This is a genomic window from Pseudomonas sp. M1 (genome assembly GCF_022760135.1).
Classification (GTDB): Bacteria; Pseudomonadota; Gammaproteobacteria; order Pseudomonadales; family Pseudomonadaceae; genus Pseudomonas; species Pseudomonas citronellolis.
In genome coordinates this window covers 3925659-3952526 of record NZ_CP094343.1, presented here as the reverse complement: position 1 = coordinate 3952526, position 26868 = coordinate 3925659, and the positions used below count along the sequence as shown (strand labels likewise).

Annotated in this window: 29 protein-coding genes; 18 read left to right on the top strand and 11 right to left on the bottom strand. The window is 70.3% G+C overall.

All coding sequences use genetic code 11. From position 1 onward, the window contains the following. The first annotated feature begins 455 nt into the window (after nucleotides 1–455). The gene (locus PM1_RS17470; RefSeq protein WP_009619767.1) at nucleotides 456–698 is read left to right on the top strand and encodes a hypothetical protein; all 243 of its coding nucleotides are present in this window, start codon (nucleotides 456–458) and stop codon (nucleotides 696–698) included. A 53-nt stretch (nucleotides 699–751) separates the two neighbouring features. Beyond that, nucleotides 752–895 carry a PSPA7_2676 family Cys-rich small protein gene (locus tag PM1_RS17465; protein WP_009619769.1) on the top strand — a complete coding sequence of 48 codons (144 nt, stop codon included), beginning with the start codon at nucleotides 752–754 and terminating at the stop codon, nucleotides 893–895. Between the two features lie 55 nt (nucleotides 896–950). On the opposite strand, the gene PM1_RS17460 is transcribed toward PM1_RS17465, so the two are convergent. The 4 genes from PM1_RS17460 to PM1_RS17445 are packed head-to-tail and all read right to left on the bottom strand — an operon-like array spanning nucleotide 951 to nucleotide 3983. Then, nucleotides 951–1622, bottom strand: coding sequence for a glycosyltransferase (locus tag PM1_RS17460; protein WP_009619771.1), 672 nt, complete (start codon nucleotides 1620–1622; stop codon nucleotides 951–953). Then, complete coding sequence (locus tag PM1_RS17455) at nucleotides 1619–2203, bottom strand: methyltransferase domain-containing protein (RefSeq protein WP_009619773.1); 585 nt, start codon at nucleotides 2201–2203, stop codon at nucleotides 1619–1621. The genes PM1_RS17460 and PM1_RS17455 overlap by 4 nt, the downstream gene beginning before the upstream one ends. Continuing rightward, complete coding sequence (locus tag PM1_RS17450; RefSeq protein WP_043300090.1) at nucleotides 2200–2961, bottom strand: PIG-L deacetylase family protein; 762 nt, start codon at nucleotides 2959–2961, stop codon at nucleotides 2200–2202. The genes PM1_RS17455 and PM1_RS17450 overlap by 4 nt, the downstream gene beginning before the upstream one ends. Beyond that, nucleotides 2958–3983: an acyl-CoA dehydrogenase gene (locus PM1_RS17445; RefSeq protein WP_043300092.1), complete on the bottom strand. Its 1026-nt coding sequence runs from the start codon at nucleotides 3981–3983 to the stop codon at nucleotides 2958–2960. The genes PM1_RS17450 and PM1_RS17445 overlap by 4 nt, the downstream gene beginning before the upstream one ends. 182 nt (nucleotides 3984–4165) lie before the next feature. Between PM1_RS17445 and katE the strand changes: the two genes are divergently transcribed. After that, complete coding sequence (gene katE / locus PM1_RS17440; protein WP_009619778.1) at nucleotides 4166–6292, top strand: catalase HPII; 2127 nt, start codon at nucleotides 4166–4168, stop codon at nucleotides 6290–6292. A gap of 354 nt (nucleotides 6293–6646) precedes the next feature. Continuing rightward, complete coding sequence (locus tag PM1_RS17435) at nucleotides 6647–7717, top strand: DUF748 domain-containing protein (protein WP_009619780.1); 1071 nt, start codon at nucleotides 6647–6649, stop codon at nucleotides 7715–7717. 9 nt (nucleotides 7718–7726) lie between these two features. Here PM1_RS17435 and PM1_RS17430 read toward each other — a convergent pair whose 3' ends face one another. Next, entirely contained in the window at nucleotides 7727–8842 is a 1116-nt protein-coding gene (locus PM1_RS17430; protein ID WP_009619782.1) for a mechanosensitive ion channel family protein, read from the bottom strand. A gap of 178 nt (nucleotides 8843–9020) precedes the next feature. Between PM1_RS17430 and PM1_RS17425 the strand changes: the two genes are divergently transcribed. Next, a complete protein-coding gene (locus PM1_RS17425) occupies nucleotides 9021–9263 on the top strand; it encodes a hypothetical protein (protein ID WP_009619785.1) in 243 nt (80 codons plus the stop codon). 91 nt (nucleotides 9264–9354) lie between these two features. After that, nucleotides 9355–9771 carry a low affinity iron permease family protein gene (locus PM1_RS17420; RefSeq protein ID WP_024128376.1) on the top strand — a complete coding sequence of 139 codons (417 nt, stop codon included), beginning with the start codon at nucleotides 9355–9357 and terminating at the stop codon, nucleotides 9769–9771. 25 nt (nucleotides 9772–9796) lie between these two features. On the opposite strand, the gene PM1_RS17415 is transcribed toward PM1_RS17420, so the two are convergent. Next, nucleotides 9797–10246 (bottom strand): DUF421 domain-containing protein, encoded by a 450-nt coding sequence (locus tag PM1_RS17415; RefSeq protein ID WP_009619789.1) that lies wholly within the window; start codon nucleotides 10244–10246, stop codon nucleotides 9797–9799. A gap of 11 nt (nucleotides 10247–10257) precedes the next feature. Next, the gene (locus PM1_RS17410) at nucleotides 10258–10788 is read right to left on the bottom strand and encodes a hypothetical protein (protein WP_009619791.1); all 531 of its coding nucleotides are present in this window, start codon (nucleotides 10786–10788) and stop codon (nucleotides 10258–10260) included. 244 nt (nucleotides 10789–11032) lie between these two features. Here PM1_RS17410 and PM1_RS17405 point away from each other — a divergent pair, with 244 nt between their 5' ends. Both PM1_RS17405 and PM1_RS17400 read left to right on the top strand, forming a co-directional pair. Further along, on the top strand, nucleotides 11033–11419 hold the full coding sequence (locus PM1_RS17405) for a response regulator (protein ID WP_009619793.1): 387 nt from the start codon (nucleotides 11033–11035) through the stop codon (nucleotides 11417–11419). Nucleotides 11420–11433: 14 nt separating this feature from the next. Further along, nucleotides 11434–11577: a hypothetical protein gene (locus PM1_RS17400; RefSeq protein WP_009619795.1), complete on the top strand. Its 144-nt coding sequence runs from the start codon at nucleotides 11434–11436 to the stop codon at nucleotides 11575–11577. A gap of 5 nt (nucleotides 11578–11582) precedes the next feature. On the opposite strand, the gene PM1_RS17395 is transcribed toward PM1_RS17400, so the two are convergent. Both PM1_RS17395 and PM1_RS17390 read right to left on the bottom strand, forming a co-directional pair. Further along, complete coding sequence (locus tag PM1_RS17395) at nucleotides 11583–12533, bottom strand: N5-glutamine methyltransferase family protein (protein WP_009619797.1); 951 nt, start codon at nucleotides 12531–12533, stop codon at nucleotides 11583–11585. Next, nucleotides 12530–13882 (bottom strand): iron-containing redox enzyme family protein, encoded by a 1353-nt coding sequence (locus PM1_RS17390; protein WP_009619798.1) that lies wholly within the window; start codon nucleotides 13880–13882, stop codon nucleotides 12530–12532. The genes PM1_RS17395 and PM1_RS17390 overlap by 4 nt, the downstream gene beginning before the upstream one ends. Before the next feature lie 152 nt (nucleotides 13883–14034). Between PM1_RS17390 and PM1_RS17385 the strand changes: the two genes are divergently transcribed. From PM1_RS17385 to PM1_RS17375, 3 genes are all read left to right on the top strand, one after another. Then, a complete protein-coding gene (locus PM1_RS17385) occupies nucleotides 14035–15177 on the top strand; it encodes a carboxylate-amine ligase (protein ID WP_009619800.1) in 1143 nt (380 codons plus the stop codon). 1027 nt (nucleotides 15178–16204) lie between these two features. Next, nucleotides 16205–16756, top strand: a complete 552-nt coding sequence (locus PM1_RS17380) for an ATP-dependent Clp protease proteolytic subunit (RefSeq protein ID WP_009619802.1) — start codon at nucleotides 16205–16207, stop codon at nucleotides 16754–16756. A 76-nt stretch (nucleotides 16757–16832) separates the two neighbouring features. Beyond that, a complete protein-coding gene (locus tag PM1_RS17375) occupies nucleotides 16833–17246 on the top strand; it encodes a CBS domain-containing protein (protein ID WP_009619804.1) in 414 nt (137 codons plus the stop codon). Between the two features lie 45 nt (nucleotides 17247–17291). Here the strand turns inward: PM1_RS17375 and PM1_RS17370 are convergent, their stop codons facing one another. After that, nucleotides 17292–17663 (bottom strand): DUF3509 domain-containing protein, encoded by a 372-nt coding sequence (locus tag PM1_RS17370; protein ID WP_009619806.1) that lies wholly within the window; start codon nucleotides 17661–17663, stop codon nucleotides 17292–17294. A gap of 468 nt (nucleotides 17664–18131) precedes the next feature. Here PM1_RS17370 and PM1_RS17365 point away from each other — a divergent pair, with 468 nt between their 5' ends. The 6 genes from PM1_RS17365 (at nucleotide 18132) to PM1_RS17340 (ending at nucleotide 23791) form a co-directional block, all read left to right on the top strand. Then, complete coding sequence (locus PM1_RS17365) at nucleotides 18132–18362, top strand: hypothetical protein (protein ID WP_009619807.1); 231 nt, start codon at nucleotides 18132–18134, stop codon at nucleotides 18360–18362. Nucleotides 18363–18452: 90 nt separating this feature from the next. Further along, complete coding sequence (locus PM1_RS17360; protein WP_009619809.1) at nucleotides 18453–18692, top strand: metallothionein; 240 nt, start codon at nucleotides 18453–18455, stop codon at nucleotides 18690–18692. 66 nt (nucleotides 18693–18758) lie between these two features. Continuing rightward, nucleotides 18759–19211, top strand: coding sequence for a hypothetical protein (locus tag PM1_RS17355; protein WP_009619811.1), 453 nt, complete (start codon nucleotides 18759–18761; stop codon nucleotides 19209–19211). A 26-nt stretch (nucleotides 19212–19237) separates the two neighbouring features. Beyond that, nucleotides 19238–21790, top strand: coding sequence for a DNA ligase D (ligD, locus tag PM1_RS17350; protein WP_009619812.1), 2553 nt, complete (start codon nucleotides 19238–19240; stop codon nucleotides 21788–21790). 932 nt (nucleotides 21791–22722) lie between these two features. Then, nucleotides 22723–22899, top strand: a complete 177-nt coding sequence (locus PM1_RS17345; RefSeq protein ID WP_009619813.1) for a metallothionein — start codon at nucleotides 22723–22725, stop codon at nucleotides 22897–22899. Between the two features lie 40 nt (nucleotides 22900–22939). Further along, the gene (locus tag PM1_RS17340; protein ID WP_009619814.1) at nucleotides 22940–23791 is read left to right on the top strand and encodes an SDR family oxidoreductase; all 852 of its coding nucleotides are present in this window, start codon (nucleotides 22940–22942) and stop codon (nucleotides 23789–23791) included. Nucleotides 23792–23833: 42 nt separating this feature from the next. On the opposite strand, the gene PM1_RS17335 is transcribed toward PM1_RS17340, so the two are convergent. Further along, the gene (locus tag PM1_RS17335) at nucleotides 23834–24208 is read right to left on the bottom strand and encodes a Rho termination factor N-terminal domain-containing protein (RefSeq protein WP_009619815.1); all 375 of its coding nucleotides are present in this window, start codon (nucleotides 24206–24208) and stop codon (nucleotides 23834–23836) included. A 199-nt stretch (nucleotides 24209–24407) separates the two neighbouring features. On the opposite strand from PM1_RS17335, the gene PM1_RS17330 reads away from it, so the two are divergent. After that, entirely contained in the window at nucleotides 24408–26867 is a 2460-nt protein-coding gene (locus PM1_RS17330) for a glycogen/starch/alpha-glucan phosphorylase (protein ID WP_009619816.1), read from the top strand. Nucleotide 26868 lies beyond the last annotated feature (1 nt).

Sequence of the window (26868 nt, the reverse complement as noted above, 5' to 3'; positions counted from 1 at the left end):
CTTCTTCTTATACAGGGGGGATTTCAACTCGCGGACGGCGTCCTGGCGCATGAGCGGGCACGGCTTTTCGTAGGATGGTGTTGAGCGAAGCGATACCCATCGGCGCAACCGCATGGGTATCGCAAGCTCAACCCATCCTACGAAGAGCGCCTCGGTGCGGGGGCAAAACCGTACCTCCCTGGAATTGTAGGAGGCCCTGCCCGCGATTCGCGCGCAGGGCGCGCTCCTACAGGGGAATGGCGCGGGTGGGGTTGCGTAGGAGCGAGCATGGCTTTTCGTAGGATGGTGTTGAGCGAAGCGATACCCATCGGCGCAACCGCATGGGTTTCGCAAGCTCAACACCATCCTGTTCCTCCGCGGCGTCCTTGGCGCGGTAGGCCGGTCGGCGAGCGCGGCTGAACCTTGGCCCGGAGCGCCGGTCAGCCGGAGACCACGCACCACGGAGGAACACGACCATGGCGCAGCCCCCGCGCTTTCGCATCCATTACGAGCTCGAAGGCCAGCCCTGCTCCCACGAGGTGGATGCCCCCAGCGGCAACCTGACCCCCGACCAGGCGCGCTTCCAGCTGGAAAGCCTGCATTCGGACAGCAACCCGGCGGACATCACCGAGCTGCGCATCGTCCCGCTGACGCCCTGCGAGGGCGAGCCCGGCCCCGGCGACGGCTGGCAGGCCGGCGCCCTGGATGGCGTGGCCTGAGGCTGGCGCGTGATGAAACCTTGCAAGCCGCCCCGGGCAGGGGAGCCGTCGGCATGAAGTCCGCCCTGTTGTGCCTGCTCAGGGGCTGCGAGTGGGAAGGCCGGGAGGTGCTGGAAGTGGGCCACGAGCGCCTGCTGCACCAGTGCTGCCGGCGCTGCGGCGCGCACCGCTACGCCGCCGCGGCCGAGCTGCCCTGAGCCCCTGGCTGCTGGTCGAGGGCGATCGGCCGCTCGCGGGTGCGCCGGCGATGGCTCATTCGCCCTGCGCCAGCGGCAGTTCGGCGAGGCTCTCCAGGTAGGCGCCGAAACCGCCGTGGGCGCGGTAGTCGCGGCGGGCGCTGGTGGTCACGCAGGTCTGGTGCGTCCAGACGATGCGCGCGCCGCAGCGTTCCAGGTCGCGCACCAGGTGCACATCCTCGTCGGTCGGTAGCGGGCGGAAGCCGCCGGCGCGGCGATAGGCCAGGGCGCAGATGCCCAGGTTGGCGCCGTGCACGTGGCGGTGGCCCTCGCGGGACTGGTAGTGGCGCAGGTAGCGCGCCTGCACCTCGGGGGCATGGGCTGACCAGTCGTCCAGGCGCACCGTGCCGCACACCGCCTCGGCGTCGAAGGCCAGCTGGCGCGCCAGCCAGTCGGGGCCGACGCGGCTGTCGGCGTCGGTGCAGGCCAGCCAGCGCGCGCCCAGGCCCAGCAGGTGCTGGGCGCCGGCGCGGCGGGCCTGGCCGACGTTGCGCGCGCTCACCGGCAGCACCGCCACGCCCAGCTCGGCGGCGATGGCCGCGCTGCCGTCGGTGCAGCTGTCGAGCACTGCCAGCACGGTTACCGGCTCGCCGTTCAGGGCCGGGTGGCGCGCCGCTTCCAGCAGTGACAACAGGCAGCCACGCAGGCGCTGTTCCTCGTTGTGCGCCGGCACCAGCACGCCGATCACGGGGCGGCCCCGGCGTTGTCGTCGAACCACAGCTCCAGGCGGAAGTCCGGTTCCAGGTGGCAGATCCGCGCCGGCGCGCCCATGGCCTCGGCGAGCAGGGCATGGACAGCGTCGCCGGCCAGTTCGCAGTCCAGGATCGGATGGCGCCAGTGGCAGGCCGCCAGCGCGGCGCCGCGCTCCAGGCTGGCGGCGGCGCGTTCGCAGGCCAGGCGCCAGGACTCCGCATCGAGGTAGTAGCCCAGCTCGCTGAGCACCACCAGGTCGAAACGGCCGGCGGGCCAGTCCTGGGGCAGGCCGCCCTGGCGCACGCGGGCGTGGTCGCAACTGGCCAGGCGCTGGCGTGCCAGGCTCACGGCGGTGGCGCTGGGGTCGCTGCACAGCAGTTCGTCGCAGCGCTGGGCCAGTTCGATGCTCAGTTCGCCGTTGGCGCAGGCCGGCTCGAAGCCGCGGGCGAAGCGCGGGCGCGGCAGGCAGGCCAGCAGCAGTGCGCGCTTGCGCCGTTCGTACCAGCGGGTGCGGAAGGCCCAGGGATCGGGATCGTCGGCGTACAGCGCCTCGAAATGGCTGGCGGGCAGGCTCACAGGAAGTACACCTCGAAGGGGTGGTTGAGGGTTTCCAGCAGGTGCGGGCCGAGGATGGGGCCGGCGCCGCGGGCGGGGTCCGCTTGCAGCTGGCTGGCGTGGGCGGCGATGGCCCGGCGCTTGCGCCCCCGGGCGCGCGCGTCCAGGTCCAGGCGCCGGGCCCGCGCCCAGGGCAGGCGCGGGTCGCCGGGGGCGGCCCAGTGCCAGGCCCAGATCGGCACTTCGCAATGGCGTGCGCCGCAGGCAGTGGCCGCCGCCGCGCAGGCCAGGCCGACCTGCTCGTGGTCCGGGTGGGCGTCGCGGCGCCAGGTGCTGAGCAGCCTGTCGCCGGGGCGCAGCAGGCCGCGCAGGGCGGTGTCGAGGGGGGCCGCAGCGACCTGGCCGTCGGCCATGCCCAGGCGCCGCCAGTGCAGGCGCGACAGGTCCAGGCCGAGGCGGGCGAGGGCCTCGCGGCTCTCCTGCGGGCGCACTTCGCGCAGGCGTTCGCGCGTCCAGCGGGACGAGCCGGGGTGGCTGGCCTCGCCATCGGTGACCGACACCAGCAGCAGCTCGCCGGCCCAGTCGCCCAGGCTGGCGAGCAGGCCGCCGCAGCCGAGCACCTCGTCGTCGGGGTGCGGCGCCACCAGCACCAGGCGCCCGTCGCCCAGCAGCGTCTGCGGGGTGATCCGCGGCAAGCGCCGCAGCGCCCGGCAGGCGCGCCAGGCCTGCGGGTCGGTGCCGGCGCCGGCCGCGGCTATCGGGTCCTGCGCCGCGCTCATAGCGCCCAGGCCTCGGCGGCCTGGGCGGCCAGGCGCAGGCCGAGGAAGGCCAGGTCGCGCTCGCCATGGCTCTGGCGCAGGAACACCGGCAGGTCGGCGGCCAACTGGGCGAAATGCTGGTCGCGGCAGAAGGGCGTGGCGCCCAGGGCGCGGCCGACGTGCCATTGCACCGCCTCCACGGCGCCCTCGACCTGGGCCCGCACGCGCCGGGCGCCGAGTTCGGCGCAGGCGTCGGGGTTGTCGTCGATCCAGCCGGCGCATTCGCGCAGCGCGCCGGCGGCGCCGGCCAGGGCGGCGTCCACCGCGCCCAGGTGGGCCATGGCGTGCGGGTCGTCGGTGTGGCCGTGGTGCAGGTAACTGGCCAGGCGGCTGGCCGCGCCGTACCAGCAGGCGGCGATGCCCGCCGCGCCGTGCCAGAAGCCCGGGCGTTCCAGGTAGGCCAGCGGCCCGCCCACGCAACGCGCCCCGGCTGCCTCGAAGCTGACCTCGACGCTGGCGGTGGCGGCCATGCCCACCGCGTTCCAGCCGCCCTCGGCGACCTGCACGCCCGGCTGCCTGAGGCTCACCGCCACCAGTTGCGGGCGCTGGTTCTCGTCCCGGACGCTGAGCAGCGCCTGGTCCACCTGGGCGGCGCCGGAGCACCAGGGCTTGACCCCGCTGATGCGCACCTCGTCGCCCCGGCGCGCCTCGATGCGTACCCGCTGGCTTGGCGGGTCGGCGGCCCACACCGCCCAGACGCCGGGGCGCCGCGGCACTTCGGGGACCAGCTCGGCGAGGATCGCCAGGGCATCGGTGTGGCCTTCGTACAGCTTGAGCAGCGACAGGTCGGCGCCGGCCACCGTGGCCAGCGCCTGCCAGCGCTGCAGGGTGCGGCCGCCGCCGGGGCGGGGCAACTGGTCGAGGCCGGCGGCGCACAGCTCGCGCAGGCGCCGGCCCAGCGTGTCGGGCTGGCGGCTGAGGTCGCGGGGGAGTTCGAAGTCGGCGAGGGCCTGTAGCAGGCCGGTGGGCAGGTCGTGGGACATGGCGGCTCCGGCGGAGGTCGTTTCCCAGCCGACTGCCGGGCAAGGCCGGAGGTTCAAACCAAGCGCCGAACGCGCCGCCGGCCTACCGCCGGGAAAAAAGCCTGAACTCCGCCGCCGCGCCCGCCCCCAACCAAGAGCCAGCGCGCCCATGGGCGCCGCCCACCTGATCAGGAGATGGACAGATGACGCAGAACAAAGAGTCCGGCAAGCAGAGCCAACTGGCGGGGACCCAGACCACCGACCGCGGCAACGTCAACGAGAAGCTGGAGCAGTTGGAGCGCTACCGCGAGGACGCCACCGGGCAGGCCCTGACCACCAATACCGGCACGCGCATCGCCGACAACCAGAACAGCCTCAGGGCCGGCCCGCGCGGCCCCTCGCTGCTCGAAGACTTCATCCTGCGCGAGAAGATCACCCACTTCGACCACGAGCGCATCCCCGAGCGCGTGGTGCATGCCCGCGGCTCGGCGGCCCACGGCTATTTCGAGGCCTACGAGGACTGCAGCGCGCTGACCAAGGCGGCGTTCCTGGGCAAGGCCGGCAAGCGCACCCCGGTGTTCGTGCGCTTCTCCACCGTGCAGGGCCCGCGCGGCTCGGCCGACACCGTGCGCGACGTGCGCGGCTTCGCGGTGAAGTTCTACACCGAGGAGGGCAACTTCGACCTGGTGGGCAACAACATGCCGGTGTTCTTCATCCAGGACGCGATCAAGTTCCCCGACTTCGTCCACGCGGTGAAACCCGAGCCGCACAACGAAATCCCCACCGGCGCCTCGGCCCACGACACCTTCTGGGACTTCGTCTCGCTGCAGCCGGAGTCGGCGCACATGGTCATGTGGCTGATGTCCGACCGCGCCATCCCCATCGCCTTCCGCAACATGCAGGGCTTCGGCGTGCATACCTTCCGCCTGGTCAACGCCAACGGCGAGAGTCACCTGGTGAAGTTCCACTGGCGGCCGAAGTCCGGCACCTGCTCGCTGGTCTGGGACGAGGCGCAGAAGCTCGCCGGCAAGGACCCGGACTTCAACCGCCGCACGCTCTGGGAGGACATCGAGAAGGGCGACTACCCGGAATGGGAGCTGGGCGTGCAGGTGATCGCCGAGGACGATCAGGACAAGTTCGACTTCGACCTGCTCGACGCCACCAAGCTGGTGCCCGAGGAACAGGTGCCGGTGCAGCTGCTCGGGCGCATGGTACTGGACCGCAACCCGGACAACTTCTTCGCCGAGACCGAGCAGGTGGCCTTCCACGTCGGCCACATAGTGCCGGGCATCGATTTCAGCAACGACCCGCTGCTGCAGGGCCGGCTGTTCTCCTACACCGACACCCAGCTGCTGCGCCTGGGCGGGCCGAACTTCAACCAGATCCCGATCAACCAGCCGCTGTGCCCGTTCCACAACAACCAGCGCGACGCCTACCACCAGCACAGCCTGCACCGCGGGCGGGCCTCCTACGAGCCCAACTCCATCGACGCCGGCTGGCCCCGGGAAACCCCGCCGGCGGCGCGCCAGGGCGGCTTCGTCAGCTACCACGAGCCGATGACCGGCAGCAAGGTGCGCGAGCGCGCGGCGTCCTTCGCCGACCACTTCAGCCAGGCCGCGCTGTTCTGGCACAGCCTGAGCGAGGCCGAGCAGAATCACGTGGTGGCCGCTTACGCCTTCGAGCTGGGCAAGGTGGAGCGCCAGGCGATCCGCGAGCGCGAGGTCAACGAGGTGCTGGTGAACATCGATGCCCAGCTGGCCGCGCGGGTGGCCGCGCAGATCGGCGTGCAGGTCACGGCGAAGGCCCCGCAGCGCCCGGCGTCGCAGCCATCGCCGGCGCTCAGCCAGGTGAACCTGCTGGCCGGCGACATCCGTTCGCGCAAGGTGGCGATCCTGGTGGCCGACGGCGCCAGCGAAAGCGAGATCGGCGACATGCTCCAGGCCCTGGGCGCGGAGGGCGCCAGCGCCAAGCTGATCGGCCCCACGGCGGCGCCGGTCAAGGCCGACAGCGGTGCCAGCCTGGCGCCCCAGGGCACCTGGGACGGCCTGCCCTCGGTGGCCTTCGACGCGGTCTACGTGCCGGGCGGGGTGGCGGTCACGCTGGGCGGGGACGGCCGTGGTCTGCATTACCTGCTGGAGGCCTACAAGCACCTCAAGCCGCTGGTCTTCAGCGGCGATGCGCAGGCGTTGCCGGGGCAACTGGGGCTGCAGCCGGATGACGGCCTGGTGATGGGGGCGGCGGCGGGGGATGTGTTCGCTGGATTGAAGAACGCATTGCTGCAGCATCGTATCTGGGCGAGGGAGGCGCAGGTGGGGGCGGTGCCGGCGTGACGTGGGGACGCTCCTACGGCCAGAAGGCACGGACGTAGGAGCAACTGTCTTGCCGGTTGTGGTGATGGGTATCGCTTCGCTCAACGCCATCCTACGGGTTGTGTTTGCCGGGGGCGTAGGAGCGGACTTTGTCCGCGATTAGACTCACCGAGCGCACCGGACACCCCGGTGGCACGGACAGCCCCCTCTCCCTCTGGGAGAGGGCTGGGGTGAGGGCAGCGGACTTCGCCCACACACCGCTGCCAACCCTGACTCCACACTCGTCTAGCCGCACCCATCGCGGACTGGCCGCCACCGCACTGAACTCGCCGTCCGCTGCGCCAGTCCACTGCCAGAGAAGCTCCGGAGGCGGTGATGAAAAGACGCTACAGCCTGCTCCTGTCGAGCGTCCTGGCGATCCTGGCGTTGCTGCTGGTCGCGCATGTCGCGTTGCCCTACGTGATCCGCGACTACCTCAACGGCAAGCTCGACCGCATGGGCGACTACCACGGCCAGCTCGCCGACGTCGATCTCGCGCTGTGGCGCGGGGCCTACCGGATCAATGGCCTGAAGATCGTCAAGGTCAACGGCAAGGTGCCGGTGCCGCTGCTGGACGCGCCGGTGATCGACCTCTCGGTGAGCTGGCACGCGCTCTGGTACGACCACGGCATCGTGGCGCGGGTGGTGTTCCTGCGGCCGCAGCTGAACTTCGTCGACGGCGGCGACCGCCAGGACTCCCAGAGCGGCGCCGGCACCGACTGGCGCGAGCAGCTGGACAAGCTGCTGCCCATCACCCTGGACGAGGTGCGCATCGACGACGGCCGCATCCACTTCCGCAACTACCGCTCCAGGCCGCCGGTGCACCTTACCGCCAGCGCGGTGCAGGCGAGCCTGTACAACCTGACCAACGTGAGGGACGAGAAGGGCGAACGGGTGGCCCGCTTCGAAGGCCACGCCCAGCTGTTCGGCCAGGCGCCGCTGGAAGTGCAGGCGTCCTTCGACCCCTTCGCCAACTTCGAGGACTTCGAGCTGCGCCTGCGCGCCAGCGACGTGGAGCTGCGGCGGGTGAACGACTTCGCCGCGGCCTACGGCAAGTTCGATTTCAACCAGGGCCACGGCACCCTGGTGATCGAGGCCAGGGCGGACGAGGGCCGGCTCAGCGGCTACATCAAGCCGCTGCTGCGCGACGTCGACGTGTTCAACTGGCAGCAGGACGTGGAGGAGAAGGACAAAGGCCTGTTCCGCTCCATCTGGGAGGCGCTGGTGGGCGGCGGCGAGACGCTGCTGAAGAACCAGCGCAAGGACCAGTTCGCGACCCGCGTCGAGCTCAGCGGCAACATCCATGACCGGGACGTCAGCGCGTTCCAGGCCTTCCTCGGCATCCTGCGCAACGCCTTCATCCAGGCGTTCAGCGCGCGCTACGAGCGTTCCGCGCCCGAGGACTGAGGCGCCCGCTCAATGGCTGGTGGAGCCCTGGCCGCCGTCCTGCGCCGGCGGGCGGGCGAAATGGCGTTCCTGGCCGCGCGGGGCATCGCCCGGCGCCTCGACGTTGCGCAGCTCGCGGACCGGGAAGGCGAAGTCGACGCCCAGCGCCTGCACCCCGGCCAGCAGCCCCAGGTTGATCTGCTGCTGCACGTCCATGTAACGGTTGTAGTCGGCCGTCTGCATGATGTAGACGACCTCGTAGAGCAGGCGGCTCTCGTCGAAGCAGAGGAAGTGGGCGCGGTCGAACTTCGCCTCGCGCTGGGCGTCGATGATTTCCTTCACCAGCTCCGCCACCGCCTTGGCCTGCTCGGCCGAGGTCCGATAGCTGATGCCGAACTGGAAGACGATGCGCCGGGTGTTCATCCGCTTGTAGTTATGCAGCGTCTGCTTGAGCAGCTCGGTGTTCGAGCAGACGATCTGCTCGCCGCTGAGGCTGCGGATGCGCGTTGTCTTCAGGCCGATGTGCTCGATGGTGCCGGCCACGTCGCCGAACACCACGAAGTCGCCGATCTCGAAGGGCTTGTCGAAGCCGATCGAGAGGGACGCGAACACGTCGCTGAGGATGGTCTGCACGGCCAGCGCCACGGCGATGCCGCCCACGCCCAGGCTGGCGATCAGCGCGGTGATGTCGACGCCCAGGTTGGCCAGGATGGACAGCAGCATCACGGCCCAGACGACGATCAGGATCACCACCGAGAGGAGGGTCGCCATCACCGGGTTGCGGATGCCGCCGAAGCGCGAGCGGGCCAGCTCGCCGGTCCACAGGCGCACGCAGGCGTCGAGCCACAGGGCCACCTGCAGCGCCAGGATGACGAACCAGCCATGGGTCAGCGCCGCCTCCCAGTTGCCCGGCAGGGCAACCAGCTTGAGGGCCAGCATCAGCGAGAAGGCGAATAGCAGCAGGTTGCTGGTCCTGTTGGCGATCGCCGAGGCATAGCGGGCCCACTGGCTGGTCCTGGCCGCCAGGCGCTTTCTCAGGGAGCCGATGAGCAGGTGCAGCAGCCCGGCGACCACGAGGGCGGCGGCCACCACCAGCAGCAGGCGGCCGAGGAAGGCGAGGTCGAGCCAGGAATTCAGCGACGCCATGGTGTTCCCCCTTATCGATGCGTATGAGTAGTTTTGGTCGGGGCGAGGCGGCAGAAGTTCAGGAAAACGGCGAAGCTCGCGCTGCCGCCGGCGAGTTCTTCTGAACTCTCGGCCGCGGCGCTTTTCCACCGAGGGCGACACCAGAGGCTTTGGGGGCTCGGCCCCGGGAGAGAACGTGATGAGCGAGAAGAACACCATCGTGCAGAAACCCCGCCCTGGCCCCGTGGCCGAACATGACGACCCGCCGAAGGCGCCGGTGCGCGAGCGCAAGGGCGAGCCGCGCCGGCCCGGCCCGGTCATCGAGACGCCCGAGGAGGACGGCAGAGAGGGTTGCGTGCAGAAGCCCCCGGCTTCGACGGCGGAGTATTCGCCGGAGGACATCGACATCCAGGGGATCGGCGATGAGAAGCGCCCGGGCTGAGCGGCCGGGGCAGCGTGCGAAGGCGGCCGCGCCGGGGGCCGACGAGGCGCCCCCGGCCGCGGCTGGCGCCGAGCGGGAAAAGCCCGGCGGGCTGTCGTTTTCCCGCTTCGCCCAGTGGCTGTCGCTATGGGCCGGGCGCCCGCCGACCTTCGCCGTGGCCTGCGCGCTGCTGGTGGCCTGGGCCGTCAGCGGGCCCTTCTTCCACTTCAACGACACCTGGCAATTGGTGATCAACACCTCGACCACCATCGTCACCTTCCTCATGGTGTTCCTCATCCAGAACACCCAGAACCGCGACACCGACGCCCTGCACATCAAGATCGACGAGTTGCTGCGCACCACCCACGCGGCCCACGACGCCCTGATGGGGCTGGACGAACTGGACGCCGAGCAGCTGCAGAAGCTGCGCGACACCTACCAGCGCATGGGCGAGAGCGCCGGCGCCGGGGAAACGCCCCAGCGCGTGGCCGACCAGGAGCAGGCCGAAGGCGACGCGCCGCCGCGCTGATCCATGCAGAACACTTCGCAGCCGCTCATTTGCCGCTTTCGGGAATGATGGAGATCTTGCCGTTCTTCTCCAGGATGGCGAAGCGGATCTGCTCCATGCGCTCCAGGCCCTGGGTCTGGCGCGCGGCGAGGAGGATGTCTTCCTCGCGCAGGCGCGCCTCGGCCAGGCGCGCGCGCAAGGGCCGGCCGTACTCGACGATGAGCGTCGGCGAGCCCTCGATCAGCCGGTCCACCGCCGGGTGGCGCAGCTTGAGCAGCGACAGGCCGACGTCGATGACGATCAGCGTGACTATCACCAGCGCCGCATTGATCAGCGAGAAGTCGTTGCCCAGCAGGGCCTGCTGGGTGGCTTCGCCGATGATCATCAACAGCAGCAGGTCGAAGGTGGTGATGTCCGCCAGCGACCGCCTGCCGGCGATGCGGAAGAGGATCAGCAACAGCAGGTAGATGGCCGCGGCGCGCAGGACCGACTCCATGGGGCACCTCCTCAGGGGTAGATGAGCTGGTTGAATTCCAGGGTCTGGCCGGCGCCTTCCACCCGGTAGTCGAGCAGGCCCGGCGCGTCGGGCAACAAGGTCAGGAACAGGTGCCACTCGCCGCGCTCGTCGTGCCGCCCGTGGATGGCCAGCCCGCCGCGCCAGCTGTCGCCGCGCTGCATCGGCTGCAGGCTCTGCACGCTCTGGCGGGCGAGGAAGTCGCCGCCCAGGCGCAGCTCGGCCGGGCTGCCCGGGGCGCCCCGCAGGCGCACGTGCAGGTTGTGGCTGGCGCCGATGCGGCCGAAGCGCTCGTACTCCACCTGCAGCCGGCCATCCTGGCTGGCCAACTGGCGCGAACTCAGCGGGCCGCTGGCGAACAGGCCGCTCAGGGCCACCAGCACTATGCCCAGCAGGACGGCCAGCCCCAGGCGCTCCAGGCGCCAGGCCCGGCGCTGGCCGGCCATGTGCTCGGCGACCGGGTGGCTGCGTTCGCCGAACTCCTCCGCGGGCTCGGCCGGGAGGGGGCGGGGATGCTCTGTCATGGCGGGTACCTTCGCTTGGCCGCTCTTTGCTGCGACTGCGGCGGCGCCGCTTGGTGCCGGCCAGCTTACCGGCGGCTGCGCTGGGCATTTTGCAGCGCACGGCGGAGCCGCCAGCGCATTTTGCTGATGTCGTCCTGCCATGACCCTGTGCGCGGGCGCTCTGCGCCGGGGCCTGGATCGTCGCGCGGGTGGGCGTGGTTCTTGCTCGCCAGGAAGTCGGACCATTCACCGACGGAGACGAGCCATGAGCGAAACGAACAAGGTGGTGCTGCTGCTCGCCGAGCAGGCCGACCAGTTGTGGCGCCTGGAGCAACTGCTGCTGGACCGCGGCTATGCGGTGCTCGGCGCCGGCGATGCGGAACAGGCGCTGGAACACCTGTCGTCCCCGGTGGTGATCGACCTGATGCTGGTGGACGAGCCTTTCGCCGGGCCGCTCACCGGCGCCGCGCTGATCGAGTCCTGCCTGCCGCTGCGCCCGCTGATGCGGGTGCTGGTGCTGACGCAGAACCCTGAGCGCTCCGCGCTGCACGCCCGGGCCTACCCCGTGCTGCTCAAGCCGGTGGGCCTGGACGAACTGGGCCTGGCCATCGACGTGGCGCTGCACAGCCCGCCCGTGCAGCCGTGGCTGTGAAGAAGGTGCAGGGCATGCCGGCAGCCTTGAACGAAGCCGAGGGCCGCGCGCTGGTGGCCTACGGCGACCTCGATGCCGAAGAGGCGCTGGTACAGGCGAGCCAAGTCAAGCGCAGCCAGGAGCGCGACACCACCCCGGGGCACTACCGCCGGCCCTGAGGTCTTCAGGCCAGGCGCCGCAAGGTCAGCAGCACCGCGGCGATGCGTTCCACCTGGCGGTAGGCGGGCACTTCCAGCTCTTCGCCGAACACGTCCGGGTCCAGTTCCTCGTAGCGCCATTCCCAGCCGGGGCGGGCCGCCAGCAGCCGGCTCGCCTGGCGCCACAGCGGCGCCTCGCCGTCGATGACCGCGGCGCCCGTGTAGAGCAGCAGGCTGCCGCCGGGCGCCAGGCGGCCGAGGGCGTTTTCGAGGATGCGCAACGACAGCTCCGCGCCCTGGGAACCGCCGCCGTGGCGGTAGGTGCGCTGGGCCGCGTCGAGCATGTAGGGCGGGTTGGCGACCATCAGGTCGAAGTCGCCGGCCAGGCCCTCCAGCAGGTCGCTGCGGCGCACCTGCAATTGCGGCGCCTCGGCCAGCAGCGCGTTGACGCGGGTGAAGGCCAGGGCGTGGGGGTTGATGTCCACCGCATGTATCTCCGCCTGCGGGCAGGCCCCGGCGAGGAGGATGGCGCCGGGCCCGGCGCCGCAGCCGATGTCCACCGCGCGATGGATGTCGCGGCTGTCCAGCGTGCGCAGGTGCTGGGCGATGGCGCGGGCGAAGCGGTAGGTGTCGGGGCCGAAGAACACCGCCTCGGCCGCCTCGGTGGGGTAGGCCGAATGGGCGAACAGCTGGTCCTCCAGGCTCGACCAGCGCACCTTGCTGTGCCAGTGGCGGCCGTCCCACTGCAACAGGTCGGCGGCCGCCAGCAGGGAGAACAGCGAGCGCTCGAGCAGGTCCTCGGCGAAGGGCCGGCTCCAGCCGAAGATGTCGCGCAGGTCGCGGGCCAGGGCGTTTTCCTCGCGAGCATTGACCCGCGCGTGGGTGGCCGGGCTCACGGTGACGAAGGCGTAGCCTTCCCCGCGCAGGCGCTGCCCCAGCGCCAGCAGGGCTTCCAGGCGTGGCGGCAGCGGCGTCATGGCGCCACCCCCAGGTCCTGGCTGAACAGGCGGGTGGCCAGCAGGCCCAGCGGTGTCCAGTGGCGCTGCGGGGCCAACAGCGGCAGCAGGTGCCGGCGGCGCTGGTGCGGCGCCAGCTGGGCCAGTTCGCGGCGCAGCCGGCGTTCTTCCTCGTCGAGGTCGGCCGGCGCCGCTTCCAGCGCCACCGGCTGCGGCGAGCGCCGGCCAGGGGCGTGCGGAGGCGACCAACTGCCGGCGATCCAGTCGTGCAGCAGCTGCTGCTCATAGCCATCGAAGACGCCGAACATGGCCGCGTCGGGGCCGCTGACCAGGCGCCAGAAGCGGCTGTGCGCCGGGTCGGCGTCGCGACGGATCCAGCCCTCCTGCTGCAGCGCCCGCAGCAGCGCGGCCACGCCCCAGGGCGCGGCCAGCCACTGGTTCAGGGTGCGGCCCTGGATGCGCGTGCGGTCGCTGTGCAGGTGGCGGGCGAAGGGCTGCTTGCGCTCCAGCATGGCCAGCAGCTCGCGGTCGAGGTCGAAGCCGTCGATCACCTGGGTGCTGGACAGACCGACGTCGTTCAGCCCCATGCCGGCCCGCACCCGGGCGAGGAAGGCCCGGCGCCGCGGTTTGTCCGGCAGGTGGTTGTAGAGCGCCTGCAAGGCCCGGCGGGCGTGGCCGCAGCTGGCGTTGTCGATGGTCACGTGGAGGCGGAAGTAGGTGGCGTCGATGCCCAGCTCCTGCAGCTCCCAGGTGGTCACCAGCAGGTGCAGCGGCGGCAGCTCGTAGCCCAGGTTGTAGCCGATCAGCTCGGGCAGGCGCTGCCCGGCCAGGCAGCCCAGCGCCAGTTGCACCGCGCCCTGCACGTAGTGCTCGGCGGACAGCTCGGCCGCGCCGGCGCAGCCCAGGCTTTCCAGCAGGTGGCGGTAGATCAGCACGTGGTTGCTGGCGGCCACGCCGCGGCCGAGTTCCTCCAGGTAGGTATGCAGCAGGGGCAGCAGGCGGGCGTCGCCGGCATGGCCCAGCACGCCATACAGCCAGGCGCCGTCCACCAGCTTGGTGGGGGCCACGCCGCGCAGGAAGTGCAGCGCGTGGGCGCGGTTGCGGAAGTAGCGCCGCGGCGCGCCGGCATGCCGCTCGGCCAGGTACCGGGCATAGTCCCGCGCGGTGCGGGCGGCCCGCGCGTCCAGCCACTGCGGCCAGGCCGCCGGGGTGTCGGGCAGGTCGACGGGCAGCTCGGCCGCCTGGCGCAGCTGCCGGTCGAGGAAGGTTTCGGCCGCCGTCAGGTGCTCCAGGGGCGCATGGAGCAGCGCCCTGTGCAGCGAACGGGCATCGACCGCCTCTTCGCGGGGCGGAGTGCAGGGCAGGTTCATGGGGCGGCTCCTCTGGCGATAGTTCCTGAACATTGCGAGTGGCGCCGGCGGCGAAGGTTTCAACGATCGGCACCAGCGGCTGCGCGTGGGAAAAACGGAACCCCGGACGGGGCCGCGGCGTCGATCCTGTAACCCTTCCGGCAGGGATCCCCATGGTCGCGACGCCCGCCCACCCACCGGCCCGCTTCGGCATCGAGGAAGAGGCCTTCCTCGTCGACGGCGCCAGCCTCGACCTGGCCCGGCAGGTCCCGCCCGAATGGGTGCAGGCCTGCCGCCGGGCGCTGGGAAACTGCTTCGCCGAGGAGATGTTCCAGTGCCAGGCGGAACTGGTCAGCCCGGTGTTCCGCCAGCTGGGCGAGGCCGCGGCCTTCCTCGCCCGCGGCCGCGCGCAGCTGGCCGAGCTGGCCCAGGCCCACGGCCTGCGCAGCCTGGTGGTGGGCGCGCACCCGTTCAGCCGCCTCGCCGACGCTGCGCCCAGCGAGCCGGCGCATTACCGCGCCCTGTTCGAGGACTACGTGCAGCCGGCCCGCAACAGCCTGCTGTGCGGCCTGCACGTGCACGTGGAAGTGCCGCCGGGGCTGGACCGGGTGGCGCTGATGAACCGGGTGCTGCCCTGGGCGCCGCTGCTGCTGGCGCTGAGCTGCTCGTCGCCGTTCTGGCAGGGCCGCCACACCGGGCTGGCGAGCTACCGCCGGGCGCTGTCCGGGCAGTGGCCGCGCATGGACATCCCGCCCTGGTTCGACGACGAGCCGGCCTACCAGGCCTACCTGAAGCTGCTCCACACCCGGGGCCTGATGCGCGAGCCGGGCCACGCCTGGTGGTTCGTCCGGCCCTCGGCACGCTACCCGACCCTGGAACTGCGCATCAGCGACGCCTGCCCGCGCCTGGCCGATGCGCTGTGCATCGCCGGGCTGTTCCGCGCGCTGCTCACCCAGGCCATGGCCGATGCCGACGCAGAGGAGCCGCACCGGCTGCGGGCGCTGCTGGCGGAGAACTACTGGCAGGCCCAGCGCCACGGTTGCCGGGCGCGCTTTCTGCTGGCCGATGGGGATTGCGTGGACCTGGCGCGGTGGCTGGCGCTGGCTTGGGGGCAGTGTGGGACAGCGGCGCGTGCCGGCAACGAATGGGCCTATGCCCATGCCTGCCGGCTGATCCGCGAGGGTGGCAGCGCGGTGCGGCAGGTTCGCAGTTTTCGCCGCCACCTGGCGCGTGGCGGCGATGTGGATGAGGCGTTGCGGGAGGTGGTGGTCGAGTTGCTGGAAGAGAACAGCCAGGCGCCGGTGGGGTTGGCGTAGCCGACGAGTCCAATCGCGGACAAGGTCCGCTCCTACGCCGGTGCTTCCTGGAGCCGTAGGCGCAACCGTCTTGCCTGCTGCACCGAGTCGCTTTTCGTAGGATGGGTTGAGCCTGCGAAACCCATGCGGTGGTGGCGATGGGTATCGCTTCGCTCAACCCATCCTACGGGGTGTGGTGTTTGCCGGAGATGTAGGAGCAACTGTCTTGCGCCGAGGTGCTCTTCGTAGGATGGGTTGAGCTTGCGATACCCATGCTGCCGTGGTGATGGGTATCGCTTCGCTCAACCCATCCTACGGGGCTTTCCTGGAACTGTAGGAGCGGGCCCTGCCCGCGAATCGCGCGCAGGGCGCGCTCCTACATGGGAATGGCGCGGGTGGGGCAGCGTAGGAGGACTCTGTCCGCGATCCGGCGGATAACGCCGGCGGTCGGGGTCAAGAGCACCCTCACCCCAGCCCTCTCCCGCAAGCGGGAGAGGGGGCCGTTCGTGCCACCGGAGTGTCCGGCGGGGGCGTTGAGTCCAATCGCGGACAAGGTCCTACGCCCGTGCTTCCTGGAACCGAGCGGACCTTGTCCGCGATTCGGATTTCCAGCGAAACATCCGCGCACTCCGAAACGCCCCTTCAGCAGGCCGAGCGAAACCGGCGCTCAGGAGGTCATGCGACATGGATGTCGCGAGAGCCCCGATGGGCTACAGGGACGTACCCTCGGGGCGGGCCTCCGTGGCGGGGGAGTTCGTGAGGGTAGCCCGGCTCCATCGGGCCCGTATGGCGGGGCAAGCCTTTTTGGTTCCTTTTGTGGCGTTTGACAAAAGGGACTCGCCCGAGGGGGCGAAACAAGACGGTCGGGCAGACTCGGAGCGGCGCGCTACACCGAGCCCCCAAGCCACTGGGTTCCGCGTTCGCGGGAATGACGAAGTGAAGGACGGAACTACACCTCACCACCATTCGTCGCCCCAATGGCTCCCCCACCCACCCCCGCGACTCACCAGAGAGTCCAGCCCAGCGACCCACGCCCCCAGGAGCCCCCATGTCCACCCACATCATCCACTTCACCGGCCCGATCAACTCCTCCACCTGCGGCAACCTCATCAGCACCTGCACCCGCGCTCTGCAGCAGGGCGCCAGCCACCTGCAGCTGAACATCGCCACCATGGGCGGCGACTGCAGCTACGGCTTCACCCTCTACAACTACCTGCTCTCGCTGCCGGTGCAGGTGGACACCCACAACCTCGGCACAGTCGAATCCATGGGCAACATCCTGTTCCTCGCCGGCCAGGTGCGCACCGCATGCCTGTACAGCAAGTTCCTGTTCCACCCCTTCCACTGGTCGCTGCACGGCGCGGTGGACCATGCGCGCATGGCGGAATACGCCATGAGCCTGGACTACGACCTGAAGCTCTACGCCGACATCGTCGACGAGCGCACCCGCGGCGCGGCGGAGCGCCTGGACATTCCCAGCTACCTGATGGCCTACCCGCGCATCCTCGGGGCGCAGGAAGCCATCGCCTGCGGCCTGGTCGAGCGGGTGGACGCCATGCCCATCGCCGATTCCACCTGCCAGTGGACGGTGCACGCCTGACGCCCGGGCAGATTCTTCGAACCCTGGCGGCGACGGACTTTCCACACAGGTGAGTCCACCCTTGAGGAGAACAGCGATGAAAGTCAGCGAAGTCATGAGCCGCGAAGTCCGCACCATCGACCCGGCCACCACCCTGCAGGAGGCGGCGCTGCTGATGCGCCAGGCGGACATCGGCGCCCTGATCGTCGGCGAGGGCGAGCGCATGACCGGCGTGGTCACCGACCGCGACCTGGTGGTGCGCGGCCTGGCCGATGGCCTGGACGGGCGCACGGCGGTCAGCGAGGTGATGAGTCCCGGCGTCTGCTACTGCTTCGACGACGAGGAGCTGGACCACGTGGCCAGGAACATGGGGCAGATCGAGAAGCGCCGCCTGGCGGTGGTGAACCGGCAGAAACGCCTGGTGGGCGTGGTGTCCCTGGCCAACGTCGCCAGCTGCAACGCCGACAAGCTGGGCGCCAACCTGCTGCGGGCGGTGGCGCGGCCGCATTGAGCGCAGGCCCCGCCGCCGGCGCATGCCGGCGGCGGGGCAGGGGGGTTACCAGCGCGGGTTGCGCTCGGCCAGGGCGCGCAGGCGCTCGCCGGCTACCACTATCTTGCGTGGCCGGTGCCGGTAGTTGCCCGGGACGAAGGTGCGCAGCTCGATACGCTTGAGGAACCAGTCGACGTTGTCCGGCTGCAGCGGGCCCTGCTCGGTGATCAGGTCGCGGCGGATGCGCTCCACCAGATTGTTCAGCAGGACGTCGTTTTCCTGCTCTTCCTTGTGCAGCACGCGCAGGGCGATGCGCTCGCCGTTGGCGTCGTGCAGGTCCATCAGCACCGAGCCGTCGGGGCGGTAGGAGAATTGCGGGGCATAGGCGCGGAACTGGTTCTGCAGGTATTCGATGGCGGCGTTGGAAATGGCAGGCATGACGTACTCCCTGTGTGTTGGTTGGGTAGCCGATGCCTTTGCAGCAATCGTTCCGCCCGTGCCGCTATTCCTAAGCGGCTGTTTACGTTGAACTTTCAGCTGAATAGATGGCCCTTTGATGCTTGCGCATTGCAAAGCGGCGGGCTCGCCCGGCGCCTTACTGCATGCCCGGGTGGTGGCGAAATGCAATCCAGGCGCGCCTCTGCCGGCCGGGCCTCGATGGCGGTTGGTACCCGGGTACCGGTAACGCCCCATGGCGCCTACCGCTCGTCGGGCTCGACGCTTTTTTGGGCGACAAGAAAGCGGCGCGCAGGTCCGCGGCCCGCGCTAAGTGGATGACCCGTGGAGCGCTTTCGCCGATCAGGCATTCTGCATGGCCAAAGGATGGCGTCCTGCCAGCCTTTTTTCGCTGGCGACCGGCGCTACCTTTTCCCCAAAGAGGGGCTTTTTCCCGGGGAGGGTATCCGTATGACGCATTTCACTCGTGGCGAAATCGAAGCCTTGTTGCAGCACAACCATCCGGGGTTCCGCTTCAACTGCTGCCGCCAGCTCGATGGCTGCTACGCCATCAGCCTGCGCCACCCGTCGCAGGGCAGGGCGCCCACCACGGTGGTGGGCATCAGCGGCGAGGAACTCTGCACCGCCGAGCAGGTGGAAAGCCTGGGTCAGGAGCTGATCCGCACCTACGCCGCCGCCTGAGGCGCGGCGGCGTCGCCCGCGGGAAAAGCTGAACTCCCCGCTTGCGTCCGGCTCAACCGAGGTAGAGCTGACGCACGGAGGAGCCTGGAAATGAAACCCGATATCTGTGCCTGCCCCAACTGCATCTGCGAGCTGGACGCCGCCGCCGTGCGCGAGGGCGACCGCTATTTCTGCTGCCAGGCCTGCGCCCAGGGCCACCCCGGGGACCGCCAGTGCAAGGACCCCGAATGCCCCTGCGCCGACAGCGGCAAGCTGAAGAAGGCGCAGGAACGGCAACTGGACCACTCCCTGGAAGAAACCTTCCCCGCCAGCGACCCCATTTCCCCCTGAGGCCCATGCGCCGCGCGCGGCCCGTAGGTGGCCGGACAGGGCGGCGCTCAGCAAGAGGAGAAGGCCATGAGCGACGATCGCAAGCACAGCCAGCCGCAGGAAATCGACGACACCGAGGACCGCATGGGCTCGGTGCGCGAATTGGATTTCGAGGACGAGCGCGCCGCGGGCCGCATCGGCGACGAGCGTCCGCGCCGCGAAGTGAACGAGGAGTTCCCGCCGCAGCGGGCTGCCGAGATGGGCATGACCGGCGGCGAGACCCTGGTCGACGGCGAGTACGAGGACCACGTGGACAGCGACGACCTGGCCCCGGAGACGCTGCTGGACGAGGGCACCGAGTCCGAACTCGAGCCCGCCGACGAAACCCCGGTGGACCGCGAACTGCGGGTGGTGGGCGAGGAGGAGATCGGCGGCGGCATCGGCCTGGACGAGGCCGAGTTGGGCCGCTCCGCGCCTTTGGACGGCAAGCCCTGGACCGACCAGGTGTCGCCGCCGGACACTGACGAGGAAGAACGCTGAAGCGGCCCGCCGCGGAGGAAACGCCCATGGCCAGTGATACGCCGAGCCTGGAGGAGTACGCCCGCCGCCGTGACTTCAGCGGCACGCCGGAGCCGCGCGGCGAGGCCCCCGGACACCAGGCCGGGGAACTGGAATTCGTCGTCCAGAAGCATGACGCCAGCCACCTGCACTACGACTTCCGCCTGGAACTCGATGGCGTGCTCAAGAGCTGGGCGGTGCCCAAGGGGCCCTGCCTGGACCCTTCGGTGAAGCGCCTGGCCATCGAGGTGGAGGACCACCCGCTGGAATACGCCGGCTTCGAGGGCCACATTCCCGAGGGCCATTACGGCGCCGGCGACGTCATCGTCTGGGACCACGGCCGCTGGCAGCCCCTGGGCGACCCGCGGCAGGGCCTGGAGAACGGCCACCTGAAGTTCCGCCTGGAAGGCAGCAAGCTGCACGGCAGCTGGAACCTCATCCGCACCCGCATGGCCGGGCGCAAGCCACAGTGGTTCCTGGTCAAGGGGCGCGACGACCAGGCCCGCGACTTCCCCCGCCACGACATCCTCGCCGAGGCGCCGCAGAGCGTGCTCAGCGGGCGGACGCTGCCCGGCGAGGCGGCGCCGGCGCAAAAGCCGGCCGAGCCGCCCAGGCGCGCCGCCGCGGCCAAGGCGCCGCGCCGCAAGGCCGCCAAGGCCGGCGCCATGCCCGAGCGCATCTCCCCGGAATTGGCCACGTTGCTGGATGCGCCCCCGGAGGGCGACTGGCGCTACGAGCTGAAGCTCGATGGCTACCGCATCCTGGCGCGGGTGGAAAAGGGCGAGGTGCGCCTGCAGACGCGCAACGGCCACGACTGGGCTGAGCGCCTGCCGGACATCTGCGCCGCGCTGCGCGCCCTGCCGCTGCAGTCCGCCTGGCTCGACGGCGAGATCCTGGTGGTGGACGAGGAGGGCCGCCCGGACTTCCAGCGCCTGCAGAACGCCTTCGACGTCGGCGCCAGCGACGAGGTGCGCTACACCCTGTTCGACCTGCTCTGGCTGGACGGCGAGGACCTGCGCCGGCAGCCCGTGGAGCAGCGCCGCGCCATGCTGGCCGGGTTGCTGAAGCACAATGCCAGCGACCGCCTGCGCTACTCGGAGGATTTCACCGACGACCCGCGCAGCATCCTCGACAGCGCTTGCCGCCTGGGCCTGGAAGGGCTGATTGGCAAGCGCGCCGGCAGCGTCTATGTCGAGCGCCGCTCCACCGACTGGATCAAGCTCAAGTGCAAGCGCCGCCAGGAATTCGTCATCCTCGGCCTGACCCCGCCCAAGGGCAGCCGCCGGCATTTCGGCGCGCTGCTGCTGGGCCTGCACGATGACCAGGGCGAGCTGCGCTACGCCGGCAAGGTGGGCACCGGCTTCGATGCCGCCACCCTCAAGCGGGTGCACGACAACCTGCGCCCGCTGGCCAGCAAGACCTGCCCGCTGGCCTCGCCGCCGCGCGGCCAGGCCTTCCAGGGCGTGACCTGGCTGCGCCCCGAGCGGCTCTGCGAAGTGGCTTTCGCCGAAATGACCCGTGAGGGCCTGGTGCGCCACGCGGTGTTCCACGGCCTGCGCAACGACAAGCCCGCCGAGGCGATAGTCGAGGAACGCGCGAAGCCGGCGGCCGGGGAGAGCGCGCAGCCCGCGGCGAAACGCCCGCGCAAGGCGGCGAAGGACGACGCGAAGGTGGCCGGCGTGGCCATCACCCACCCCGAGCGGGTGATCGACGCCGCCAGCGGCCTGCGCAAGCTGGACCTGGCGCGCTACTACGAGAAGGCCGCCGAGCGCATCCTGCCCTGGCTCGGCGACCGCCCGGTGTCGCTGCTGCGCGCCCCGGACGGCGTCGGCGGCGAAGTGTTCTTCCAGCGCCACGCCTCGCGCAACGCCATGCCCGGCGTGGAACAGCTGGACCCGCGCCTGGACCCGGGCCACGCGCCGCTGCTGCGCATCGCCACCGCCAAGGCCCTGGCCGGCGCCGCGCAGATGGGCGTGGTCGAGCTGCACACCTGGAACGCCCGGGTGGACGACCTGGAGCACCCCGACCGCTTCGTCCTCGACCTGGACCCCGACCCCAGCCTGCCCTGGGCGCGGATGATCGAGGCCACCAGACTGACCCTCGCAGTGCTCGACGAACTGGGCCTGGCCTGCTTCCTCAAGACCAGCGGCGGCAAGGGCATGCACATCCTGGTGCCGCTGGAGCGCCGCCATGGCTGGGACGAGGTCAAGGACTTCGCCCACGCCATCACCCGCCACCTGGCCAGGCAGATGCCGGATCGCTTCAGTGCCGTATCCGGGCCGAAGAACCGCGTCGGGCGGATCTTCGTCGACTACCTGCGCAACAGCCGCGGCGCCAGCACCGTGTGCGCCTGGTCGGTCCGCGCCCGCGAAGGCCTGCCGGTGTCGGTGCCGGTGGCCGAGGGCGAGCTGGATGCGTTGCGCGGCGCCAATGCCTGGAACCTGGGCAACATCGACGAGCGCCTGGCGCTGAAGGGCGAGGATGACCCCTGGGTGAGCTGGGGCGAGACCCGGCAACGCCTGACGCGGCGGATGTGGCAGCAGTTGGGCGAGGAGCGCTGAGGCCGGCCGGGCCGCGGACGGAGTCCGCTCCTACGTCCGCAAACACAATCCGTAGGATGGCGTTGAGCGAAGCGATACCCATCGCCACGACCGCATGGGTTTCGCCAAGGCTCAACCCATCCTACGAAAAGCGCTTCACAGTTGCTCCTACGTCCGGGCTGTAGGGCGCATAACGCCTATGGCGTTATCCGCCGTTTGGCCTTGGTTTCCAGCAGCTCCGGGGGTGATCTGGGCGTTGGCCATGACCTCGGTGTATCGGCGGATAACCGCGAACGGTTATACGCCCTACGTCACTGACGAAGGAAGCTTAGGCGTCCTCCTACGGTTCCAGGAAGCACGCTTTTCGTAGGATGGCGTTGAGCGAAGCGATACCCATCGCCACGACCGCATGGGTTTCGCCAAGGCTCAACCCATCCTACGAAAAGCACTTCACAGTTGCTCCTACGTCCGGGCTGTAGGGCGCATAACGCCTATGGCGTTATCCGCCGTTTGGCCTTGGTTTCCAGCAGCTCCGGGGTGATCTGGGCGTTGGCCATGACCTCGGTGTATCGGCGGATAACCGCGAACGGTTATTCGCCCTACGTCACTGACGAAGTCTCAGGACGACTGCGAATTCATCGCCCACGCCGAACGGCTCCCTCTCCCTCTGGGAGAGGGCTGGGGTGAGGGCAACGGACTTCGCCGACACACCTCTGCCAACCCTGACTCCGCTCCCCCTCCCTAACCCTCCCCCGCAAGCGGGAGAGGGGATCGCTCGGCATGATGCGCAACCACGAAGCTCCCTGGCTCCACAGGCAGGCGAATAGCAGCAGCGAAATGCGCGCAGCCGGCGGGCCGCTGGCGGGAAAAGCTGAACTCCGCCGCCCCCAGCCGGCCGAACCCAGTGACCGGCGGGGCTGCGGCCCCGCGCCACGAAGCGGAGGAGACCTGCCATGAGCGACCAACCCTGCGCCTGCCCCGGCTGCCAGTGCAGCCTGGGCGCGGCGGCCGTGTTCGCCGACGGCCGCGCCTATTGCTGCCAGGCCTGCGCGGACGGCCATCCCGATGGCGAGAAGCACTGCCAGGACCCGCACTGCCATTGCGGCGAGACCCTGCCGCCGCGCGGCTGACGGCCCGCGCTACCGACCCACGCACCGGAGGACAGCCACCATGAGCGAGAAACTACCGCCCCAGCACCAGGACCGGCAGCCCGGCCGCGAGGAGATCATGCAGCCGCCGCCGGAGTTCGCCTCGGAAAGCTACCGCGCCGCCGGCAAGCTGGAGGGCAAGGTGGCGGTGGTCACCGGCGGCGACAGCGGCATCGGCCGCGCCGTGGCGCTGACCTTCGCCCGCGAGGGCGCCGACGTGATGCTGCTGTACCTGGAGGAAACCGAGGACGCGACCAAGACCTGCCAGTTGATCGAGGTCTGCGGCCGGCACTGCCTGGAACTGGCCGGCGACGTCGCCGATGCCGGTTTCTGCGCCGAGGTGGCGCGGCGCCTGAAGGCGCGCTGGGGCAGGCTGGACGTGCTGGTGAACAACGCCGGCGAACAGCACCCGGCCGACTCCCTCGAAGACATCAGCGAGGAACAGTGGGAGCGCACCTTCCGCACCAACATCTTCGGCATGTTCCAGCTGACCAAGGCGCTGCTGCCGCTGATGGGCGAGGGCGCGGCCATCGTCAACACCACCTCGATCACCGCCTACAAGGGCAACCCCAGGCTGATCGACTATTCCTCGACCAAGGGCGCCATCACTTCCTTCACCCGTTCCCTGGCGCTGAACCTGGTGCAGCGCGGCATCCGCGTCAACGCCGTAGCCCCGGGGCCGATCTGGACGCCGCTGATCCCCTCGACCTTCAGCGCCGAGGAGGTGGCGGAGTTCGGCAGCAACACCCCGATGGGGCGGCCTGGCCAGCCCGACGAACTGGCCCCGGCCTACGTCTACCTGGCCTGTTCCGACTCCTCGTACATGAGCGGCCAGGTGCTGCACGTCAACGGCGGAACCGTGGTCAACGGCTGAGACGCCCGGCCCCTGGCGCAATGCAGCGCCAGGGGCCAGGGATCAGGCCTTGCGCAAGGCCTCGATCAGCTCCTGCTTGCGCATGGACGAGCGCCCGCGGATGTTCTGCCGGCGCGCGCGCTCCAGCAGCTGCTGCTTGTTCATCGCCTCCAGGCGCTGGCCGGGGCGCGGCACGCCGTGCTTGGTGGCCACCGCGCGGCGCGCCGAGGAACGCCGCGACTCGGCCTTGGCCGTTGGGCTCTTCTTCTGGCCCGAGCCGCCGGCGCGCTCGCCGCCGCCGGACTGCTTGTTGACGGTGGCCCAGGCCCGCGCTTCGGCCTCGTCCCTGGACACGCCACGCTCCTCGTAGCTTTCCTCGATATGTTCGGCCTTGCGCTTCTGCTTGTCGGTGTACTTGTCTTTGCTGCCTCGGGGCATCGCTCTTCTCCTTTCGCGGCCGCTTCACTGCGGGGTTCGTTCGGGAGAGGCCGCGGCGCCGGGCGGTGTTCAGCGATTCGGACGGACGGCCGCCCCGGGCGGGGAAAACACCTGAACTCTGGCCGGCGCACCGGGCCTAGATACACGAGGCGGCCGCCGGCGCCGCCCTTTTCCCAAGGCGAACCACGGAGAACACGCCATGCACGGCTCCAGCACCCCCGTTCCCGAACAGGTGGAAACCTTCAAGCAGGAAGTGCTGACGCGACTGCGCTACGACGTCGGCAAGGACGCCGCCGACGCCTACGCCCACGACTGGTTCGAGGCCGTGGCGCTGGCCGCGCGGCGCTACATCGTCGACGGCTGGGACGAGGCCAGCCGCAGCATCGACCGCGGCCAGCGCAAGCGCGTCTACTACCTGTCGCTGGAGTTCCTCATCGGCCGCCTGCTGATCGACAACCTGAGCAACCTCGGCCTGCTGGAGATCGCCCGCGAGGCCCTGCTGCAACTGGGCGTGGACCTGGAGCAGGTGCGCCTGGCCGAGCCCGACGCGGCCCTGGGCAACGGCGGCCTGGGCCGCCTGGCGGCGTGCTTCATGGAGAGCATGGCGACCCTCGACATCCCCGCCTACGGCTACGGCATCCGCTACGAGCACGGGCTGTTCCGCCAGAGCATCGCCGACGGCTGGCAGCAGGAGCAGCCGGAGACCTGGCTGGACTTCGGCAACCCCTGGGAGTTCGAGCGCCCGGAATGCAGCATCAGCATCGGCTTCGGCGGCAGCGTGTACGCCATCGACGGCGGCGACGGCAGCGCGCGGCAGCACTGGGAACCCATGGAACGCCTGCGCGCGGTGGCCTACGACATGCCCATCGTCGGCTGGCGGCGGGCCGGGGTGAACACCCTGCGGCTGTGGCGCGCCCGCGGCGAGGAAACCCTCAAGCTCGACCGCTTCAACGCCGGCGACCACCTCGGCGCGGTGGCCGACACGGCGCGCGCCGAGAGCATCTCGCGGGTGCTCTACCCGGCGGACAGCACCGAGGCCGGCCAGGAGCTGCGCCTGCGCCAGGAATACTTCTTCGTCAGCGCCTCGCTGCAGGACCTGTTGCAGCGCCACCTGGGCCAGGGCCTGGCGCTGGCCAGCCTGCCGGCGCGGGTGGCCATCCAGCTCAACGACACCCACCCGGCCATCGCCGTGGCCGAACTGATGCGCCTGCTGCTGGACGACCATTACCTGCAGTGGGAGCAGGCCTGGGAGCTGACCGTGGCGACGCTGTCCTACACCAACCACACGCTGCTGCCCGAGGCCCTGGAGTCCTGGCCGGTGGGGCTGATGGAGCGCATGCTGCCGCGGCACATGCAGATCATCTACCTGATCAACGCCTTCCACATCGACGCGCTGCGCGCCAAGGACATCCACGACTTCGCCCTGCTGCGCGCGGTGTCGCTGATCGAGGAAGACAACGGCCGGCGGGTGCGCATGGGCAACCTGGCGTTCCTCGGCTCGCACAGCGTCAACGGCGTCTCCGCGCTGCACACCGAACTGATGCGCGAGACGGTGTTCCGCGACCTGCACCGCCTGTACCCGGGGCGCATCAGCAACAAGACCAACGGCGTGACCTTCCGCCGCTGGCTGTTCCAGACCAACCCGGAGCTGACCGGGCTGCTCTGCGAGTTCCTCGGCCGCGAACTGCTCGACGACCCCGAGACGCGCCTGCGCGCCCTGGAGGCCCACGCCGGCGACGCCGCGGTGCAGCGCGGCTTCTCCCAGCAGCGGCGGCACAACAAGGCACGCCTGGCGCGGCTGGTGGAGGAGCGCCTGGGCATCCGCCTGGACGTCGAGGCGCTGTTCGACGTGCAGGTCAAGCGCATCCACGAGTACAAGCGCCAGCTGCTCAACCTGCTGCACGCCGTGGCGCTGTACCAGGACATCCGCAACGACCCGGCCACCCCGCGGGTGCCGCGGGTGAAGATCTTCGCCGGCAAGGCCGCGCCCAGCTACCACCAGGCCAAGCTGATCATCAAGCTGGCCAACGACGTCGCCCGCATCGTCAACGACGACCCCACCGTGCGCGGCCTGCTCAAGGTGGTGTTCATCCCCAACTACAACGTCAGCCTGGCCGAGGCCATCATCCCGGCGGCGGACCTGTCCGAGCAGATTTCCACCGCGGGCCTGGAGGCCTCGGGCACCAGCAACATGAAGTTCGCCTTGAACGGCGCGCTGACCATCGGCACCCTGGACGGCGCCAACGTCGAGATGTCCGAGCGCATCGGCCTGGAGAACCTGTTCATCTTCGGCCTCACCGCCCAGCAGGTGGAGGCCCGCAAGCACGCCGGCGAGCTGTCGATGGCCGGCGAGATCGCCGCCTCGCCGCGCTTGCAGGAAGCCCTGAAGGCCATCGGCTCGGGGGTGTTCTCGCCGGACGACGCCAACCGCTACGCGGCCCTGGTGGAGGGGCTGCGCCACGACGACAGGTTCATGCTCTGCGCCGACTTCGAGGCCTACTGGCAGGCCCAGGAGCGCGTCGAGGCGCTGTGGCGCGAGCCGGCGCGCTGGTGGCGGGCGGCGGTGCTGAACACCGCGCGGGTCGGCTGGTTCTCTTCCGACCGCACCATCCGCGAGTACGCCGAGGACATCTGGAAGGTGCCGCTGGGCGGCGCCTAGG